We start from the raw sequence: 18102 nt of genomic DNA on the forward strand, positions 1-18102 counted from the left end.
ACGGGCTCGGTTAATTACGCAACAATGGCGTTGTGAAATACGGCGAACGGCAGAACGAGGCCCCCCAGGGGGAGCTCACCACCGGGGAGCGGTCCACCCGCAACCGGGTGGCGCGCTCGATCCTGGACCACGGCCCGTCCACCGTCGCCGACCTCGCCCAGCGCCTCGGCCTCACCCAGGCCGCCGTCCGCCGCCACCTCGACACACTCGTCGCCGACGACGTCGTCGAAGCCCGTGAGCAGCGCGTCTACGGAGCGCGGACCCGGGGTCGGCCCGCCAAGGTCTTCGCGCTCACCGACTGCGGCCGCGACGCCTTCGACCAGTCCTACGACACGCTCGCCGCGGACGCCCTGCGCTGGATCGCGCAGTCCGTCGGCGGCGGCGAGCAGGGTGCGGCAGCAGTCGCCGCCTTCGCCCGGTCGCGGATGGAGTCGCAGGCGCAGACCTACCGGGAGGCCGTCGAGGCGGCCGCCCCCGAGGGCCGCACGGAGGCCCTGGCCAAGGCGTTGACGCAGGACGGGTACGCTGCTACGGCGAAGAGCGCTCCCGGTCCGCACAGCGGTGAACAGCTCTGCCAGCACCACTGCCCGGTCGCCCACGTGGCCGAGCAGTTCCCGCAGCTCTGCGAGGCGGAGACCGAGGTCTTCTCACGCCTGCTCGGGACGCACGTGCAGCGCCTCGCCACGATCGCCCATGGCGACGGAGTGTGCACGACGTTCATTCCGCGAAGCGCGGGCACCACACAGACCGACACATCAGTATCTGCAAGTACGGCCGGGAGGAACCCCGCATGACCACGGAGACCGCTCACCCTGAGCTCGATGGCCTGGGCACCTATGAATACGGCTGGGCCGACTCCGACGCGGCCGGTGCCGCCGCCAAGCGGGGTCTGTCCGAGGCCGTCGTCCGCGACATCTCGGCGAAGAAGTCCGAGCCGGAGTGGATGCTGAACCTCCGCCTCAAGGGCCTCAAGCTCTTCGACAGGAAGCCCATGCCGATGTGGGGCTCCGACCTCTCCGGCATCGACTTCGACAACATCAAGTACTTCGTGCGTTCCACCGAGAAGCAGGCCGCTTCCTGGGAGGACCTGCCCGAGGACATCAAGAACACCTACGACAAGCTCGGCATCCCGGAGGCGGAGAAGCAGCGCCTCGTCGCCGGTGTCGCGGCCCAGTACGAGTCCGAGGTCGTCTACCACCAGATCCGTGAGGACCTGGAGGAGCAGGGCGTGATCTTCCTCGACACGGACACCGCGCTCAAGGAGCACCCGGAGCTCTTCCAGGAGTACTTCGGCACGGTCATCCCGGTCGGCGACAACAAGTTCGCGTCGCTGAACACCGCGGTGTGGTCCGGCGGCTCGTTCATCTACGTCCCCAAGGGTGTCCACGTGGACATCCCGCTCCAGGCCTACTTCCGTATCAACACGGAGAACATGGGCCAGTTCGAGCGGACGCTGATCATCGTCGACGAGGACGCCTACGTCCACTACGTCGAGGGCTGCACCGCCCCGATCTACTCCTCCGACTCGCTGCACAGCGCCGTCGTCGAGATCATCGTGAAGAAGGGCGGCCGCTGCCGCTACACGACGATCCAGAACTGGTCGAACAACGTCTACAACCTGGTCACCAAGCGCGCCGTGGCGTACGAGGGCGCGACCATGGAGTGGATCGACGGCAACATCGGTTCCAAGGTCACCATGAAGTACCCGGCCGTCTACCTGATGGGCGAGCACGCCAAGGGCGAGACCCTGTCCATCGCCTTCGCGGGCGAGGGCCAGCACCAGGACGCCGGCTCCAAGATGGTCCACATGGCGCCGAACACCTCCTCGAACATCGTCTCCAAGTCGGTGGCCCGTGGCGGTGGCCGCACCTCCTACCGCGGCCTGGTCGAGATCGGCGAGGGCGCGGCCGGCTCGAAGTCGAACGTGCTCTGCGACGCGCTGCTCGTCGACACCATCTCCCGCTCGGACACGTACCCCTACGTGGACGTCCGCGAGGACGACGTGACGATGGGCCACGAGGCGACCGTCTCCAAGGTCTCCGACGACCAGCTCTTCTACCTGATGCAGCGCGGCCTCACCGAGTTCGAGGCCATGGCCATGATCGTGCGCGGCTTCGTCGAGCCGATCGCGAAGGAGCTGCCCATGGAGTACGCGCTGGAGCTCAACCGGCTGATCGAGCTGCAGATGGAGGGCTCGGTCGGCTGACCCGCCGACCGTCCCCGCACCGCAGCACAGCGACGATTCTGTAGACGTAGGAAGAGAGCAAGACGACAGCCATGGCTGAGGCTCAGAATATTCCGGCGGGCTCCACCACCGCCGGCGCGATCGCGGTGGCCGCCGAGTCCACCGTCGCCACCCGGATGAGCGCGCCCCCGTCCTTCGACGTGGCCGACTTCCCGGTTCCGCACGGCCGTGAGGAGGAGTGGCGCTTCACGCCGCTCGCCCGCCTCAAGGGCCTGCACGACGGCACCGCGGTCGCCAACGGCACCATGAAGGCCCAGATCGACGCGCCCGAGGGCGTGACGGTCGAGTCCGTGGAGCGCGGTGACGAACGGATCGGCAAGGCCGGCACCCCCGTCGACCGGGTCGCCGCACAGGCCTTCTCGTCCTTCGCCAAGGCCACGGTCGTCACCGTGCCCAAGGAGACCGTGCTCGACGAGCCGATCCGGGTCGCCCTGCACGGCGAGGGCGGCACGACCTTCGGCCACACCGTCTTCGACGTGAAGCCCTTCGCCGAGGCGATCATCGTGATCGACCACACCGGCGACGGCGTGCGCGCCGCCAACGTGGACATCCTCGTCGGCGACGGCGCCAAGGTGACCTTCGTGTCCGTCCAGGACTGGGACGACACCGCCGTCCACACCTCGCAGCACAACGCCCTCATCGGCCGCGACGCGAGCTTCAAGTCCGTGGTCGTCACCTTCGGCGGCGACCTGGTCCGCCTCCACCCGCGCGTCACCTACGCGGGCCCCGGCGGCGAGGCCGAGATGCTCGGCCTGTACTTCACGGACGCCGGCCAGCACCAGGAGCACCGCCTCCTGGTCACGCACGACGCCCCGCACTGCAAGTCGAACGTGGTCTACAAGGGCGCGCTCCAGGGCCAGGACGCCCACGCCGTCTGGATCGGTGACGTGCTCATCGAGAAGAGCGCCGAGGGCACCGACACGTACGAGATGAACCGCAACCTCGTCCTCACGGACGGCGCGCGGGTCGACTCCGTGCCGAACCTGGAGATCGAGACCGGCGAGATCGTCGGCGCCGGCCACGCCTCCGCCACCGGCCGCTTCGACGACGAGCAGCTCTTCTACCTGCAGGCCCGCGGTATCCCGGCCGACGAGGCCCGCCGCCTGGTCGTCCGCGGCTTCTTCGCCGAGCTCGTCCAGCAGATCGGTGTCGACGACATCGAGGAGCGCCTGATCGCCAAGATCGAGGCCGAGCTCCAGGGTTCCGTCTGATGAATTACGTCAAGGCCTGCGCGCTGAGCGAGCTGGAGGAGAACACCCCCAAGCGGGTGGAACTCGACGGCACGCCGGTGTCCATCGTCTCCACCGACGGGGAGGTGTTCGCGATCAACGACATCTGCTCGCACGCGAACGTCTCGCTCTCGGAGGGCGAGGTCGAGGACTGCATGATCGAGTGCTGGCTGCACGGGTCGGCGTTCGACCTGCGCACCGGCAAGCCCTCCGGTCTGCCCGCGACGCGCCCCGTTCCCGTATACCCCGTAAAGATCGAAGGGGACGACGTGCTCGTCTCCCTCACCCAGGAGTCCTGAGGTATCCATGGCAACGCTTGAAATCCACGACCTGCACGTCTCCGTCGAGGCCGAGAACGGCGCCCGCGAGATCCTCAAGGGCGTCGACCTCACCGTCAAGCAGGGTGAGACGCACGCCATCATGGGTCCGAACGGCTCCGGCAAGTCCACGCTGGCGTACTCGCTGGCCGGTCACCCGAAGTACACGATCACCGGCGGCACCGTCACCCTCGACGGCGAGGACGTCCTGGAGATGTCCGTCGACGAGCGCGCCCGCGCCGGCGTCTTCCTCGCCATGCAGTACCCGGTCGAGGTCCCCGGTGTCTCGGTCTCCAACTTCCTGCGCACCTCCGCCACCGCCATCCGCGGCGAGGCCCCCAAGCTGCGCACCTGGGTGAAGGAGGTCAAGTCCGCGATGGAGCAGCTCCAGATGGACCCGGCCTTCGCCGAGCGCAACGTCAACGAGGGCTTCTCCGGCGGTGAGAAGAAGCGTCACGAGATCCTCCAGCTGGAGCTCCTGCAGCCGAAGATCGCGATCCTCGACGAGACCGACTCCGGCCTCGACGTCGACGCCCTGCGCATCGTCTCCGAGGGCGTCAACCGCGTCCGCGAGACCGGTGAGGTCGGCACCCTGCTGATCACCCACTACACGCGCATCCTGCGCTACATCAAGCCCGACTTCGTGCACGTGTTCGCGAACGGCCGCATCGCCGAGTCCGGCGGCGCCGAGCTCGCCGACCAGCTGGAGAACGAGGGCTACGACAAGTACGTGAAGGGTGGCGCGACCGCGTGACACAGCTGCCTGGCCTCCTCGACATCGAGGCGATCCGCAAGGACTTCCCCCTGCTGGATCGTGTGGTCCACGACGGGAAGAAGATCGTTTACCTGGACAACGCTGCGACCTCGCAGAAGCCGCGCCAGGTGCTCGACGCGCTGAACGAGTACTACGAGCAGCACAACGCGAACGTCCACCGCGGCGTGCACGTGCTCGCCGAGGAGGCCACGGCGCTGTACGAGGGCGCCCGCGACAAGGTCGCCGCCTTCATCAACGCGCCGAGCCGCGACGAGGTGATCTTCACCAAGAACGCCTCGGAGTCGCTCAACCTCGTCGCGAACATGCTCGGCTGGGCGGACGAGCCCTACCGGGTCGACCGCGACACCGAGATCGCCATCACGGAGATGGAGCACCACTCCAACATCGTGCCGTGGCAGCTGCTCGCGCAGCGCACCGGCGCCAAGCTGAAGTGGTTCGGCCTCACCGACGACGGCCGGCTCGACCTGTCCAACATCGAAGAGGTCATCACGGAGAAGACGAAGATCGTCTCCTTCACGCTGGTCTCCAACATCATGGGCACGGTCAACCCGGTCGAGGCGATCGTCCGGCGCGCCCAGGACGTCGGCGCGCTGGTGCTGATCGACGCCTCCCAGGCCGCTCCGCACATGCCGCTGGACGTGCAGGCGCTCGGCGCCGACTTCGTGGCCTTCACCGGCCACAAGATGTGCGGCCCGACCGGCATCGGCGTCCTCTGGGGCCGCCAGGAGCTCCTGGAAGACCTGCCTCCGTTCCTCGGCGGCGGCGAGATGATCGAGACCGTATCGATGCACGCCTCGACCTACGCCCCGGCGCCGCACAAGTTCGAGGCCGGTACGCCCCCGATCGCCCAGGCCGTCGGCCTCGGCGCGGCCGTGGACTACCTGTCCGCGATCGGCATGGACAAGATCGCCGCGCACGAGCACGCGATCACCGAGTACGCGATCAAGCGCCTCGCCGAGGTGCCCGACCTGCGGATCATCGGCCCCACCACGGCCGAGGACCGCGGCGCCGCGATCTCCTTCGTACTCGGCGACATCCACCCGCACGACGTCGGCCAGGTCCTGGACGAGCAGGGCATCGCGGTCCGCGTGGGGCACCACTGCGCGCGCCCCGTCTGCCTGCGCTACGGAATTCCGGCGACGACGCGAGCGTCTTTCTACCTGTACTCCTCTCCGGCCGACGTCGACGCGCTGATCGACGGGCTGGAGCACGTACGGAACTTCTTCGGCTGACGGACGAGGCGACGAGGACGCAGTGAAGCTGGATTCGATGTACCAGGAACTGATCCTGGACCACTACAAGCACCCGCACGGGCGTGGCCTGCGCGACGGCGACGCCGAGGTGCACCACGTCAACCCGACGTGCGGCGACGAGATCACGCTGCGCGTGAAGTACGACGGTGAGAAGCTGACAGATGTCAGCTACGAGGGCCAGGGCTGCTCCATCAGCCAGGCCAGCGCCTCCGTACTGAACGAGCTGCTCGTGGGCAAGGAACTGGCCGAGGCGCAGAAGATCCAGGCTGTCTTCCTGGAGATGATGCAGTCCAAGGGCAAGATCGAGCCCGACGAGGCCATGGAGGAGGTGCTGGAGGACGCGGTCGCGTTCGTCGGTGTCTCCAAGTACCCGGCCCGTGTGAAGTGCGCCCTGCTGAGCTGGATGGCGTGGAAGGACGCGACCGCCCAGGCCCTGGGTGACGCGGAGAGGAAGACGGCATGACCGAGAACGCGACGCCCGAGGCGTCGACCAAGCCGGCCACCGAGGAGGAGGTCCGTGAGGCCCTCTACGACGTGGTCGACCCCGAGCTGGGCATCGACGTCGTCAACCTGGGCCTGATCTACGGCATCCACATCGACGACGCGAACATCGCCACCCTCGACATGACCCTGACCTCGGCGGCCTGCCCGCTGACGGACGTCATCGAGGACCAGGCGAAGTCCGCGACGGACGGCATCGTCAACGAACTCCGGATCAACTGGGTCTGGATGCCGCCGTGGGGCCCGGACAAGATCACGGACGACGGCCGTGAGCAGCTCCGCGCGCTCGGCTTCAACGTCTGAGCACCCCCGCTCGTACAGCAGGGCCCCCGGCACGTCGGTGCCGGGGGCTCTCGCTGTTCTCCGGACGGACGGACCGGACGGCGTGCACCTCCTGGGTGTGTACGGCCGTACGCATCGATGTGTACCCTTGTACACATGCCCTATGTCCTGCTTGCCGCAGCCATCGCCGCCGAGGTCGCCGGCACCACCGCCATGAAGTACAGCGACGGCTTCACGAAGCTGTGGCCCTCGCTCGGCACCCTCCTGGGGTACGCCATAGCGTTCACCCTGCTCGCGCAGACGCTGAAGACCATGTCGGTCGGCACGGCCTACGCGATATGGGCCGGCGTCGGCACCGCCGCCATCGCCGCGATCGGCATGGTGTTCATGGGGGAGGCGGCCACCGCCGCGAAGATCGCCGGGATCGCCCTGGTGATCGGCGGGGTGGTCCTGCTGAACCTGGGCGGGGCCCACTGATGCCGCAGGGCGTCCGGCGCTACGACCCGGACCGGCGCCAGCGCATCATCGACGCCGCGATCCGGGTGGTCGGCGCCAAGGGCATCGCGGGGCTGAGCCACCGCAGCGCCGCCGCGGAGGCCGACGTACCGCTGGGCTCGACCACATACCACTTCAAGACGCTGGACGACCTGCTGGTCGCGGCGCTCCGGCAGGCCAACGAGGGCTTCGCGCAGGCGGTGGCCGACTCGGCCGCGCTGGCCGACCCGGACACCGACCTCGCCGGGGCGCTGGCCCGGCTGCTGGGCGAGTTCCTGGCGGCGGACCGCGGCCGGGTGGAGCTGGAGTACGAGCTCTACCTCGCGGCGCTGCGCCGCCCTGCCCTGCGGCCGGTGGCCGCCGAGTGGTGCGAGGCGGCGGCCGAGGCGCTGACGCCGCGGACCGACCCGGCGACGGCCCGGGCGCTGGTGGCCGTGATGGACGGCATCAGCCTGCAGGTCCTGCTGACGGACGCCGCGTACGACGAGTCGTACGCCCGCGAGATCCTGGCCCGGGTCCTGGGGGGCCGGGCCGAGTCCGGGGCGTAGCACCGGCCGCCCGTGCAGGGCACCCGGGTGCGCCCGACGGTGCGGCGAGGCGCGGTGCCGGGCGTCGCGGGGCAGGCGGGGCTTGGCGGACGGGCCTCAGGCCGTGGAGGCGGCGGTGCGGACTGCCGTGAGGGCCGTCCGCACGCTCGCCTCGATGTCGCGGATCGGGTAGATCACCTCGCGCACCGTGCGGTCGCGGTCGACGACCAGGGTCAGCCGCTTGATCCGGCTCACCCCCGCCGCGCGGAACGTCGGCAGGCGCAGCGCGGCCGTCAGTGCCAGATCGGCATCCGAGAGGAGCGGGAAGCGCAGCCGCTCCTGCTCCGCGAACTCCCGCTGCTCGTCGGGGCGCTGCGTCGAGACCCCGTGCACGGTGGCGCCGGCCGCCGTGAACTCCGCGAGCTGGTCGCGGTACGTGCAGGACTCGAACGTGCAGCCCTTGGCACCCGGGATTCCGGCCCAGCCGGGCGGATAGGACTCGGCGCGCGCGTACGCGCCCGGGAAGAAGTACAGAACCGTGAACGGGGTGTCCGCCACCGGGTCGGCGAGCCCGCCGAAACGGTCCGGCAGCAGCAGCGGCGGCACCCGCGTGCCGTGCAGCGCGTGCACCCGTTCCGCCTCGCGCGATGCCTCGTCGGTCGTCGCCGTCATCTCTCCCTCTCCCAGGATCCAGGTGTCGCCCCAGTCCTGGAGGGCCACCAGGACCGGCACCAGCCCCCGCCCGCGCGGGGTCAGCCGGTACTCGTGCCGTACCGGACGTTCCTGGTACGGCTCGCGCGCCAGCACCCCGGCCTCGACCAGCAGCTTCAGCCGCTCCGCGAGCACCTTGCGGGAGACCCCCAGCTCGCGCTGGAGCTCCTCGAAGCGGTGCAGGCCGCGCGCCGCGTCCCGCACGATCAGCAGCGTCCACCAGTCGCCCACCACGTCGAGGGCCTGGGCGATCGCGCAGTCCGCGTCGCCGAGGTGTGTGCGCTGGGCCATGGGAGCTCCTTTGTCCGTTGACCCAAGGCTGTCATGCTGACATAGTCCGTTCCCAAAAGGAACTTACTCAACGATCGACTCGTCGGAAGCGGGGGGCACGGGTGTGCTGCAGGGGTTCAAGGACATACCGAGGGTCGTGTGGCTGCTGGCTGCGGGGGTGTTCGTCAACGCCGTCGTCAGCTTCACCTTCGTCTTCGTCTTCCTCTACCTGACCGGCCCGCGCGGCCTCGGCGCCGCCCAGGCCGGCCTCGTCAGCGGAATCGGCGGGGTCGGCCTGGTCGCGGGCAACTTCACCGGCGGCTGGTACGGAGACCGCTTCGGCCACCGCCGGGTGCTCCTGGCCGCCGCCACCCTGGGCGGGCTGACCCTCATGGCCTTCCCGCTGCTGCCCGCGCCGCTCCTCTTCGTGGCCATGCCGGTGGCCCAGTACGCCTCCGGCGTGATCCGGGCCGCCAACTCCGCGCTGGTCGCGGTCACCGTTCCGGAGGGCGGCCGCCGCCAGGCCTTCGCCCTCGTACGCTGCGCCTCCAACGGCGGTTTCACCCTCGGGCCGCCGCTGGGCGCCCTGATCGCGACCGGCCTCTCGTACGACTGGCTCTTCGTCGCCGACGGCCTCGGAACCCTCTTCTTCGCCCTCTGGACCGCCCGCGTCGTCCCGGCGCGCGGCGCCTCCCGCACGGCCTCCGCGGCCCCGGACGGGGGTCGGGGCCGCGGACTCGCCGCCGAACTACGGGCCCGGCCCGCCCTGCTGGTGGTGCTCGGCGCGATCCTGGTGACCGACGTCGTCTACCGCCAGCAGTACTCCACCTTCTCCGTCTTCCTCACCGACCACGGCCTGGACCCACGCGTCTTCGGGCTCGTCATCGCCCTCAACGGCGGGGTGATCCTGCTGCTGGAGCTGCCCGCCGCCGTCGCGCTGCGCGAGCGCCCGGCGCTGCCGGTGATCGGTACCGGCCTGGTGCTGGTCGGGGCCGGGTACGCGGCGCTGCTGCTCGGAGCCGGGATCGCGAGCGCCGTGGTCATGATGGTCCTGCTGAGCCTCGGCGAGATCCTCTACAAGACCACCGCCACCGCCTACGTCGCCGACGAGGCACCCGAGCACGCCGTCGGACGCTTCCAGAGCCTGTACGCGGGGATCTCGGTCAGCGGGGTCGTCATCGGCCCGCCGCTGGGCGGAGCGCTGTACGCGGCCGCGCCCGGGCTGTTGTGGCCGCTGTGCGCCGGGCTCGCGGCGGCGGCGGGCGCGGCGGTGCTGTGGGCCTCGGCGCGGCAGCGGCGGCACGCGGCCCGACCGGCACATGAGACCGGTTCGCAACCTCAGGCCGTCGCCGGTTAGGTTTCGGGCATGACTGCTACGCGTACCACCGGCGCCGTCGCCGCCGGACTTGCCACCATCACCGCCGACGGCACCGTCCTCGACACCTGGTTCCCCGCCCCCGAGCTGGTCGCCGAGCCCGGCCCGGCCGGCACCGAGCGCCTCACCGCCGAGCAGGCCGTGGAGTCCCTCGGCGCCGCCGCGGCCAAGGCGATCCGCAGCGACGCGGTCCGCGGCGTCGAGGTCGTAGCCGTCCGCACGGTCATCGCCTCCCTGGAGGACAAGCCGCTGGACGCGCACGACGCGTACCTGCGCCTGCACCTGCTCAGCCACCGCCTGGTCAAGCCGCACGGCCAGAACCTCGACGGTGTCTTCGGCCTGCTGACCAACGTCGCCTGGACCTCGCTCGGCCCGGTCGCCGTCGACCAGGTCGAGACCGTCCGCCTCAACGCCCGCGCCGAGGGCCTGCACCTGCAGGTCACCTCGATCGACAAGTTCCCGCGGATGACGGACTACGTCGCCCCCAAGGGCGTGCGCATCGCCGACGCCGACCGCGTCCGCCTCGGCGCGCACCTCGCCGAGGGCACCACCGTCATGCACGAGGGCTTCGTCAACTTCAACGCCGGTACCCTCGGCACCTCCATGGTCGAGGGCCGCATCTCCGCGGGTGTCGTCGTCGGCGACGGCTCCGACATCGGCGGCGGCGCCTCCACCATGGGCACCCTCTCGGGCGGCGGCAAGCAGATCATCTCCATCGGCGAGCGCACCCTGGTCGGCGCCGAGGCGGGCATCGGCATCGCCCTCGGCAACGAGTGCGTCGTCGAGGCCGGCCTGTACGTCACCGCGGGCACCCGCGTCACCCTGCCGGACGGCCAGATCGTCAAGGCCCTGGAGCTCTCCGGCGCCGACAACATCCTCTTCCGCCGCAACTCGGTGACCGGCGCCGTCGAGGCCCGCCCGTACAAGGCGAACTGGGGCGGCCTGAACGAGGTCCTGCACAGCCACAACTGACGCCCGCGTCCGTCCCCGGGCGCCCTCCCGGACCCAAGCGGCCCGGGAGGGCGCCCGGCTGTGTTCAGCACGGGCCGCGCAAGGCCGCGTACGCCGTCGACGAAGAGGTGGGTGTGCGCCGCCATGCATGCGGGCGCTCCGGGACACGTGCCGACCAGCAGTGTGCCGAGCGCGCTCGGGCTGCCGGGCGCACCGGCCCTCAGCTCCCCCGGGGATCTACGAGGCATCCGCCTGGTGTGTCGCCATGGCCCGAGCGAAGCGCCCGGCGGGCGCTGTCGGCGGAGGCATTCACCATCCGGGCACCGGCATGATCGGTGAGTACTCAGTGGTGGGGGATCGTGCGGATCAGGCCGGCGAAGGCCTGCTCCTCCGCCTCGGTCAGCTGGACCGACTCCATCGGGTGCGCGGCCGAGGTGCGCTGGGCCGGGATCCTCGGCAGGGCGTCGGCCGCGCCGGGCTCCGGCTGCCGGAAGCGGCCGTCCCGCAGCATGTGGCCCAGGCCGGCCACCCAGACGAGCGCTGCCACGAGCAGGACGGCGAGGCCGATTTCCTGGGCGAGGGAGATCGAGGGGAACACCAGGATCCTCCAGGGATGCGGGGGTGCGAGCCGGGACAAGATCGGGCGTGCAGACACTCAACACCACAACCGGTCGATTCGGTGGAGATGTGGCGAGCGTCACGTCAGGGCCGAAAGTCCCCATCTCGCCCGGGAACCCGGTCCCCGGCGGCGAGCAGGGCGCCTGCGGCCGGCCGGGCCCGGCGGGCGGTGGCACGGAGGATCGCGGCGAAACGGTGGCAAGGGGCCCGGCCGGGACGGCGGCCGGGCCCCTGCTGCTCCGGACCCGGGGGTTACGGGCGGAAGCGCAGCACCTGCGGGTCGTGGTCGCTGTTCTGCGCCGCGAACTCCGCGTTGATGTGCACGCTGTCGTACGTGAACTTCTTGATCGCCGGGCTGGTCAGGATCTGGTCCAGCACCTGGGCGTTGCCCTGGTAGACGTACGAGTAGCGCTCGGTCTTCGGCAGGGACTTGATCGCCGGGTACAGCGCCCCGCCGTCGGCCAGCGCGTCCGTGGTCGCCGAGAACTCGAAGTCGTTGATGTCACCGAGCACGAGGACGTTGGCGTTCTTGTCCTCCGCCAGGATCTGCTTCACGAAGCCGTTCACGGCCTGCGCCTGGAGCAGCCGCTTGGCCTCCGAGGAGCGCAGCGGCGGCTGGTGGTGCGAGGTCAGGCCCTCGTCGCCGCCCTTGGAGCCGAAGTGGTTGGCGATCACGAAGACCGTCTTGCCGCGGAAGAGGAACTCGCCGGCCAGCGGCTTGCGGCTGTCGGCCCACGCCGGGTTCGCGGGGTCGACGCGGCCGGGGGAGTGGGTCAGGTGGGTCTTGCCGTTCTCCTTGACCACGCCCGTCGCCGTCACCGCGTCGCCCGGGGCGCGCTCGGTGAAGGAGACCCGGGCCGGGTTGAAGAGGAAGACCTGGCGGATGTTGCCGCCGGGCTCGCCGCCGTCCTTCTTGTCCTCCGGGTTGACGGTCCGCCACTGGTAGGCCGGGCCGCCCGCCGCCGCGATGGCCGCGGTGAACTTGGTGAGGGTCTGCTCCGCCGAGACGGTGCCGTCGTTCTTGGCGCCGTTGTCGTCCTGGATCTCCTCCAGCGCGAGGATGTCGGGGGAAGCGAGGTTCTCGACGACGGCCTTCGCCAGCGCGTCGAACTTCTCCTGCGGGTCCGTCGGGTCGAGGTTCTCGACGTTGTACGTGGCGACCGCGAGTTCGTGCTCGGTCTGCGGCTTGGTCTTCTCGGGGGCCAGGGCGCCCGCCTTGACGGTGCCGAGGGTGCGGGCCACCAGGGTGTAGCCGCCGAACTGGTTGAAGTCCAGCGGGCCTTCCGTGGTGCCGGTCAGCTTGTCGCCGACGTTGGCCACCGGGAAGGGCTGCTGCGCGATCGGCGCGAGCTGCTGGATCTGCAGGCGGCCGGTGTTCTGGGACTCGTAGGAGCCGTAGACGGTGCCGCCGCGCTTGGCGGCGTTCTCCCAGCCCTTCACCGTGACCCACAGCTCGGAGTACGGGTCGGTGGCGCCGACGACGCGCGAGGTGCCGATCTTGACGTTCATGCCCTCGAGGGACTCGTAGAAGTCCAGGGCGTAGCGCGAGGGGTCCAGCGTCAGGCCGTTGATGCTGCCTTCGGCGGCCGGGTCGCCGGCCGGGGCGTACTCGGCGGGCACGTTGTACTCGTTGATCGCGGTGGCCTCGGGCAGGGCGTTGCCGGAGGAGACCACGGTGACCGCCGGCTTGGAGATCTGGGTGACCGACTGGTTGCCGGACTTCACGCCGCCGGGGATGTACTCGCCGACGGTGCCGGAGACCTTGACCGCGTCGCCCACGGCGACGGTCGGGACCGAGCTGGTGAAGACGAAGACGCCCTCGCTCGTCGCGGCGTCGTCGTCGGCGTCGGGGTCCTGGATCCAGAAGCCGCGCGAGCCGTAGGTCCGCACGCCCGTCACGATGCCCTCGACGTCGGAGACCTGCTTGCCGTTGAGCGGGGATATCCGGGTGGTGCCCTGGATGTCGTGGATGCGTACCGGGTCGGCGGACGCCGCGCCCTCGGCCGCGTCGGCGGAGCCCGCGAGCAGGCCGGTGGCCAGCGCGGTGGCGACGAGGGCCGCGACGGCGGCGGAGCGGGGATGCGAGGAGCGCATGGTCAGGAAACTCCGGTGTGGGAGAGGGGTAGGGAGAGGCTGCGAACAGCGAGATCTGCGGGGGGTTGGTCAGCCCCCAAACGTCTACGCGCGTCAATTTCCTGTGTTGTCAGCAAAGTTGTCAAGCCCTCCAGGGCAGACGGAAGTCGACTGTGGGATGAACCAAAGGCGATGGCCCGGCGGGCGTGCCCGATATGCGTCTACGCTGGGTCGCCGTACGACGGCCACGGCTGTCATCTGCGCCACATCCGCCATGCCCGCACTGCCCCGCCATGTCGGCCATGTCGCCGGTTTTCGGGCACGTATGACGGTCTGGTCGCCCGGCCGGACCGTCACGGCCCGCCCTCATCACCGCGTCCGCGAGGAGACCCTCACCCATGTCCGCTGAGTCGCACCCCACACTGCCGCCGGTACGGCTGCACTCCGACGCGGAGCTGGCCCGCGAAGCCCTCGGAGCCCCGCTGTTCGCGCGCGCCGTGCGGCTGGCCCGCTGGGCCGGGCCCGCAACCCGCGTCGGCGTCGGCGGCGAACTGGCGGCCGACCAACTGGCCGGGGCCGCCGCCCATCTCGGTCTCGACGCCGGCGACGAGGACACCGCCGGGTACGCGAGCCAGGCCTGGCGGGTGGCCGTGGACACCGGGCTGGTGGACGTGACCGAACCGGAGGAGGACACGGCCGCGGAAGGGGGCGGCGAGGCGGGCGGGGAGCCGTACGGCACGGCCGCGCCCGGCGAGGACCTGGCGCTGGTGACGGGCGGGGCGCCCGCCGACGTCCTCGGCCTGTGGCGGGCTGCCCTGGAGGCGGTGCTCGCCGACGCGGCGGTGCCGGACCTGGACGGCCTGGCCGACGCGCTGGACGCGGGCGGGGAGATCGACTTCGACCGGCTGGACTGGAACCCGGGCCGCGAGGCGGACCTGCTCGACGAGGTCCTGGCTCATCTGTACCTGCTCAGCGTCGCAGGGGGCAGGGCTGCGGACCGTCAGATTCCGCTTCCGGTGCTGGCCGCGTCGGTGGTCGTTCCCGACGGAATGGGTGAGCCGACCGATGCCGTGCTGGAGCAGGTATCGGACGCGATGATGCGCCTGGACGACCAGTTCCGGCAGCTGGAGCCGATCGGACTGGTGGAGTTCCGGCCCGTCGACGAGGAGCTGATGGCGCAGCCCGACGAGGACGGCGGGCGCGGTGAGCGCGCGGGCGACGACGAGGACGACGAGGACGTCTCCCGCTACGGCATGGTCCGGCTGACCCCGCTCGGCCTCTACGGGATCCGCGCCCGGATGCTGGAGGCCGGAGTGGACGCCCCCGCCGTCGGCGAACTGGCCGGCAAGGGCGCCGACGCCCTCCTCGACGCCGTCTCCTCCTACCCCGAGCACGCGGCGCAGGCCGAGATCGAGCAGTGGATGGCGGGCCGTGAACCGTCCGCCGCCGTCGCCGAACTGCTCGCCGCCGCCCGCGGGGACGACGAAGGGGGCCCGCTGCGCAGGCTGCGCTGCCAGCAGGCCCTCGCGCTGGCCGGGCCGGAGGCCGAAGGGGCCGTCCGCGCCGTGCTGGACGAGGCGGAGCTCGGCGGGCTCGCCCGGGTCTGGCTGGCGGAGCACGGAGTGACCGGGGTACCGGCGCCCGCCCCGGAGATGGTGTTCTGGCTGACGGTCGACACGATCGCGGCGCAGCTCGCCGCGGACGGGGAGACCGAGGAGCTGCCCCTTCTGATGGAGGCCCTGACCGCCCATCACGCGGGCTTCTTCGACCAGGTGTGGCGCGTCCGGCACCCTTCGACGGTCCAGGTCCTGGAGGCCGTGGGACGGCTGCACCCCGACCGGAAGACGGCGAAGGAGGCCCGCAAGGCCGCCTTCAAGGCGCGCTCCCGCAGGTCCTGAGCAAGGCTCTGAGCGCGCGGTCGGGGAGGCGGGCGACAATGCGCCGTTCCTGGGCCGGAGTCGGCCATTGAGGCCGACCGGCGTGGGGCCGGTTCTCCTTCGTGGGTAATTCAGCCGCCGTTCACGTGCGGGCGGGAGCGTGTGCGCCGACGACCGCACGACAGGCGCACCACTCCCCACCCCTGGAGACCCGATGCCGCTCAGCCGCAGAGACTTCACCGCCCGTACCGTCATCGCCGGCGCGGGAGTCGCGCTCACCGGGACGGTCGGCGCCCTCGCCACCGCTCCGGGCGCGCTGGCCGCCGAGGACGCAGCGGACCGCGACGAGCACGGGCGGCCCTGCGAGCTTGGCTACGGCCCGCTCGTCCCCGACCCGGCGGGCATCCTCGCCCTGCCCGCCGGATTCACGTACCGCGTGATCACGCACAGCGGCGTCACCAGGCTGGAGTCCGGCGAGACCACCCCGTCCAACCATGACGGGACCGCGGCCTTCGAGGGCCACCGCGGCGTCACTCTCCTCGTCAACAACCACGAGCTCAAGGGCAGGCGGGAGAACTGGGCCCGGCCCGTCCCGCTCGCCGAGGGCCTCGTCTACGACCCGGCCGCGGCCGGCGGATGCACGGTCGTCGAGGTCCGGCGGGGCGGCGAGGTCGCCGAATGGGTGGGCATCGCCGGTACGTCGACCAACTGCGCGGGCGGCGCCACCCCCTGGAACACCTGGCTGACCTGTGAGGAGAACTCCGACCTCGCGGGCAGGAACGGCATGACCAAGGACCACGGCTATGTCTTCGAGGTCGACCCGCACGACCGCCGGGCCAACCGCGACCCGCGGCCGGTCAAGGCCTTCGGCCGCTACGACCACGAGGCCGTGGTCATCGACCCGCGCCAGGGCCACGCGTACCTGACCGAGGACGCCTCCGGCCCCAACGGGCTGCTCTACCGCTGGACCCCGCCCCATGGCTTCCGGCACGGGCGCGGCCGGCTCCGTACGCTCGCCGCCGACGCCGGCGTGCTCCAGGCCGCCAAGTGCACCGACAGCTCGGGCCGGTTCGTCGACGACCTCTCGCGTGCCACGCGGATCGGCACCGTTTACGGCGTCGACTGGGTGGACGTGCCCGACCGCGACGCGCGGACCGTGCCCGTGCGCAAGCAGTTCGGGGCCAACGTGGTGACGCGCGGACGCAAGCTGGAGGGCATGTGGTGGGGCGACGGGGGCGCCTACTTCGTCTCCTCCTACGCCCGTGAGGAGAGCCCGGGCGCGGCGCACGACGGCCAGGTGTGGTTCTACGACCCCAAGCGGCGCACGATCCGGCTGACCGTCCTCATCGGGGTCAACGCCGACCCGTCGGCGGACGGCGGCTACGACGGCCCGGACAACATCACCGTGTCGCCGTACGGAGGCCTGGTCATCGCGGAGGACGGCTCGGGGCTGCAGCACCTCTTCGGCGCGACCGACTCCGGGCGCACCTACCCGCTGGCGCGCAACGAGCTGAACATCGGGTCGGCCGAGGAGCCCGAATACTCCGAATTCACCGGGGTCTGCTTCTCACCGGACGGGCGCACCCTGTACGCCTGCATCCAGGACCCGGGCATCATGCTGGCCGTCACCGGGCCGTGGCGGCGCGCACGCTGACGCTCCGCCCGGCCGGCATCGCGGGCATCGCGGGCCTCAGTGGGCCGGGGAGACCTCCGCGCGGGAGGCCTCGGCCCACTCGGCAAGCAGGAACTCATACGCCTCGGAAGGCCACTCGCCGTCCACCCGGGTCTCCACGAGGTGCCGTATCGCCTCGTTCGCCTCGGCGGCGGACGGGCGGGCGGGCCCCGCGGGCGTGAGTGTCTCGTGCATGCTTCCAAGGCTACGGGCGGGCACTGACAGCCACCCACGGATTACGCGTGGCATCCATCACCCGCGGAGCCGTCCGGTGGCCGCGCGTGCCCGCCCACCTGCTCAGAGTGCCTGCGCGGCGGGCTTGACCATGCCGCGCACTGTGCGCGACTTCACAAACTCGCCCATGGCCGTCATCTCCCACTCTCCGGAGAACTGACGGATCAGCTTCGCCATCATCACGCCCGTCTGCGGCTCGGCGCTCGTGAGGTCGAAGCGGACCAGCTCCTCGCCGCTGGCCGCGTCGATCAGCCGACAGTAGGCCTTGGCCACGTCGGTGAACTTCTGGCCGGAGAAGGAGTTGACCGTGAAGACCAGGCCGGTGGCGTCGGCGGGGAGCCGGCCGAGGTCGACGACGATCACCTCGTCGTCGCCGGCGCCCTCACCGGTGAGGTTGTCCCCGGAGTGCTTGATGGCGCCGTTCAGGATGGACAGCTTGCCGAAGTAGCAGCTGTCGATGTGGTTGCGCTGGGGGCCGTACGCGATGACGGACGCGTCGAGGTCGATGTCCCGGCCGCGGAAGGCCGGCTCCCAGCCGAGGCCCATCTTGACCTGCGAGAGCAGCGGACGGCCGCCCTTGACCAGGGAGACGGTCTGGTTCTTCTGGAGGCTGACCCGGCCCTTGTCCAGGTTGATCTTCCCGGTGGCGGGGGCGGCGGCCGGGGCGGCCGGGGGTGCGGCGGGGGCGGGGGCGGGG

The 18102-nt window shown here is 71.0% G+C and carries 19 protein-coding genes; 14 read left to right on the forward strand and 5 right to left on the reverse strand.

Annotated features, from left to right (window positions below):
• The first annotated feature begins 32 nt into the window (after nt 1-32).
• The 10 genes from AAT21_RS04900 to AAT21_RS04945 all read left to right on the forward strand — a co-directional run bounded on the left by AAT21_RS04900 (nt 33) and on the right by AAT21_RS04945 (nt 7645).
• Complete coding sequence (locus AAT21_RS04900) at nt 33-794, forward strand: helix-turn-helix transcriptional regulator (protein WP_046775387.1); 762 nt, start codon at nt 33-35, stop codon at nt 792-794.
• On the forward strand, nt 791-2206 hold the full coding sequence (gene sufB / locus AAT21_RS04905) for a Fe-S cluster assembly protein SufB (RefSeq protein WP_046775388.1): 1416 nt from the start codon (nt 791-793) through the stop codon (nt 2204-2206). The genes AAT21_RS04900 and sufB overlap by 4 nt, the downstream gene beginning before the upstream one ends.
• Nucleotides 2207-2277: 71 nt before the next feature.
• Nucleotides 2278-3456 carry a Fe-S cluster assembly protein SufD gene (sufD, locus tag AAT21_RS04910; protein WP_046775389.1) on the forward strand — a complete coding sequence of 393 codons (1179 nt, stop codon included), beginning with the start codon at nt 2278-2280 and terminating at the stop codon, nt 3454-3456.
• Complete coding sequence (locus AAT21_RS04915; protein WP_030027083.1) at nt 3456-3773, forward strand: bifunctional 3-phenylpropionate/cinnamic acid dioxygenase ferredoxin subunit; 318 nt, start codon at nt 3456-3458, stop codon at nt 3771-3773. Before sufD ends, AAT21_RS04915 begins: the two co-directional genes overlap by 1 nt.
• A 7-nt stretch (nt 3774-3780) precedes the next feature.
• The gene (gene sufC, locus AAT21_RS04920) at nt 3781-4545 is read left to right on the forward strand and encodes a Fe-S cluster assembly ATPase SufC (RefSeq protein ID WP_046775390.1); all 765 of its coding nucleotides are present in this window, start codon (nt 3781-3783) and stop codon (nt 4543-4545) included.
• Complete coding sequence (locus AAT21_RS04925) at nt 4542-5798, forward strand: cysteine desulfurase (RefSeq protein ID WP_046775391.1); 1257 nt, start codon at nt 4542-4544, stop codon at nt 5796-5798. Before sufC ends, AAT21_RS04925 begins: the two co-directional genes overlap by 4 nt.
• 22 nt (nt 5799-5820) lie before the next feature.
• On the forward strand, nt 5821-6282 hold the full coding sequence (gene sufU / locus AAT21_RS04930; RefSeq protein ID WP_030846233.1) for a Fe-S cluster assembly sulfur transfer protein SufU: 462 nt from the start codon (nt 5821-5823) through the stop codon (nt 6280-6282).
• Nucleotides 6279-6623: a metal-sulfur cluster assembly factor gene (locus tag AAT21_RS04935; RefSeq protein ID WP_030027092.1), complete on the forward strand. Its 345-nt coding sequence runs from the start codon at nt 6279-6281 to the stop codon at nt 6621-6623. The genes sufU and AAT21_RS04935 overlap by 4 nt, the downstream gene beginning before the upstream one ends.
• Nucleotides 6624-6758: 135 nt before the next feature.
• Nucleotides 6759-7079, forward strand: a complete 321-nt coding sequence (locus AAT21_RS04940; RefSeq protein ID WP_030963955.1) for a DMT family transporter — start codon at nt 6759-6761, stop codon at nt 7077-7079.
• Nucleotides 7079-7645, forward strand: a complete 567-nt coding sequence (locus AAT21_RS04945) for a TetR/AcrR family transcriptional regulator (RefSeq protein ID WP_046775392.1) — start codon at nt 7079-7081, stop codon at nt 7643-7645. Before AAT21_RS04940 ends, AAT21_RS04945 begins: the two co-directional genes overlap by 1 nt.
• Nucleotides 7646-7741: 96 nt before the next feature.
• On the opposite strand, the gene AAT21_RS04950 is transcribed toward AAT21_RS04945, so the two are convergent.
• Nucleotides 7742-8626 (reverse strand): winged helix-turn-helix transcriptional regulator, encoded by an 885-nt coding sequence (locus AAT21_RS04950; RefSeq protein WP_046775393.1) that lies wholly within the window; start codon nt 8624-8626, stop codon nt 7742-7744.
• 136 nt (nt 8627-8762) lie between these two features.
• On the opposite strand from AAT21_RS04950, the gene AAT21_RS04955 reads away from it, so the two are divergent.
• Both AAT21_RS04955 and dapD read left to right on the forward strand, forming a co-directional pair.
• The gene (locus AAT21_RS04955) at nt 8763-9962 is read left to right on the forward strand and encodes an MFS transporter (protein WP_235438675.1); all 1200 of its coding nucleotides are present in this window, start codon (nt 8763-8765) and stop codon (nt 9960-9962) included.
• A gap of 9 nt (nt 9963-9971) precedes the next feature.
• The gene (dapD, locus tag AAT21_RS04960) at nt 9972-10952 is read left to right on the forward strand and encodes a 2,3,4,5-tetrahydropyridine-2,6-dicarboxylate N-succinyltransferase (protein WP_046775395.1); all 981 of its coding nucleotides are present in this window, start codon (nt 9972-9974) and stop codon (nt 10950-10952) included.
• Between the two features lie 322 nt (nt 10953-11274).
• Here the strand turns inward: dapD and AAT21_RS04965 are convergent, their stop codons facing one another.
• Entirely contained in the window at nt 11275-11529 is a 255-nt protein-coding gene (locus AAT21_RS04965) for a hypothetical protein (RefSeq protein WP_046775396.1), read from the reverse strand.
• Nucleotides 11530-11801: 272 nt separating this feature from the next.
• Nucleotides 11802-13643 carry an endonuclease/exonuclease/phosphatase family protein gene (locus tag AAT21_RS04970; protein ID WP_046775397.1) on the reverse strand — a complete coding sequence of 614 codons (1842 nt, stop codon included), beginning with the start codon at nt 13641-13643 and terminating at the stop codon, nt 11802-11804.
• Nucleotides 13644-14020: 377 nt separating this feature from the next.
• Here AAT21_RS04970 and AAT21_RS04975 point away from each other — a divergent pair, with 377 nt between their 5' ends.
• Entirely contained in the window at nt 14021-15520 is a 1500-nt protein-coding gene (locus AAT21_RS04975; protein ID WP_046775398.1) for a hypothetical protein, read from the forward strand.
• Between the two features lie 193 nt (nt 15521-15713).
• Nucleotides 15714-17153 (forward strand): alkaline phosphatase PhoX, encoded by a 1440-nt coding sequence (locus AAT21_RS04980; RefSeq protein WP_046775399.1) that lies wholly within the window; start codon nt 15714-15716, stop codon nt 17151-17153.
• A gap of 36 nt (nt 17154-17189) precedes the next feature.
• On the opposite strand, the gene AAT21_RS37920 is transcribed toward AAT21_RS04980, so the two are convergent.
• Both AAT21_RS37920 and AAT21_RS38625 read right to left on the reverse strand, forming a co-directional pair.
• Nucleotides 17190-17366 (reverse strand): hypothetical protein, encoded by a 177-nt coding sequence (locus tag AAT21_RS37920; protein ID WP_167344711.1) that lies wholly within the window; start codon nt 17364-17366, stop codon nt 17190-17192.
• Nucleotides 17367-17468: 102 nt separating this feature from the next.
• Nucleotides 17469-18102: TerD family protein (locus tag AAT21_RS38625; RefSeq protein ID WP_046775644.1), on the reverse strand; the 634-nt coding region annotated here is incomplete at its 5' end.

It is taken from the genome of Streptomyces yangpuensis, assembly GCF_001005295.1.
GTDB lineage: Bacteria > Actinomycetota > Actinomycetes > Streptomycetales > Streptomycetaceae > Streptomyces > Streptomyces yangpuensis.

Coding starts and splice junctions, on each gene's coding strand:
- sufB (WP_046775388.1), top strand. CDS start 791: ATGACCACGGAGACCGCTCACCCTGAGCTCGATGGCCTGGGCACCTAT.
- sufD (WP_046775389.1), top strand. CDS start 2,278: ATGGCTGAGGCTCAGAATATTCCGGCGGGCTCCACCACCGCCGGCGCG.
- AAT21_RS04915 (WP_030027083.1), top strand. CDS start 3,456: ATGAATTACGTCAAGGCCTGCGCGCTGAGCGAGCTGGAGGAGAACACC.
- sufC (WP_046775390.1), top strand. CDS start 3,781: ATGGCAACGCTTGAAATCCACGACCTGCACGTCTCCGTCGAGGCCGAG.
- AAT21_RS04935 (WP_030027092.1), top strand. CDS start 6,279: ATGACCGAGAACGCGACGCCCGAGGCGTCGACCAAGCCGGCCACCGAG.
- AAT21_RS04940 (WP_030963955.1), top strand. CDS start 6,759: ATGCCCTATGTCCTGCTTGCCGCAGCCATCGCCGCCGAGGTCGCCGGC.
- AAT21_RS04945 (WP_046775392.1), top strand. CDS start 7,079: ATGCCGCAGGGCGTCCGGCGCTACGACCCGGACCGGCGCCAGCGCATC.
- AAT21_RS04950 (WP_046775393.1), bottom strand. CDS start 8,626: ATGGCCCAGCGCACACACCTCGGCGACGCGGACTGCGCGATCGCCCAG.
- dapD (WP_046775395.1), top strand. CDS start 9,972: ATGACTGCTACGCGTACCACCGGCGCCGTCGCCGCCGGACTTGCCACC.
- AAT21_RS04970 (WP_046775397.1), bottom strand. CDS start 13,643: ATGCGCTCCTCGCATCCCCGCTCCGCCGCCGTCGCGGCCCTCGTCGCC.
- AAT21_RS04975 (WP_046775398.1), top strand. CDS start 14,021: ATGTCCGCTGAGTCGCACCCCACACTGCCGCCGGTACGGCTGCACTCC.
- AAT21_RS04980 (WP_046775399.1), top strand. CDS start 15,714: ATGCCGCTCAGCCGCAGAGACTTCACCGCCCGTACCGTCATCGCCGGC.
- AAT21_RS37920 (WP_167344711.1), bottom strand. CDS start 17,366: ATGCACGAGACACTCACGCCCGCGGGGCCCGCCCGCCCGTCCGCCGCC.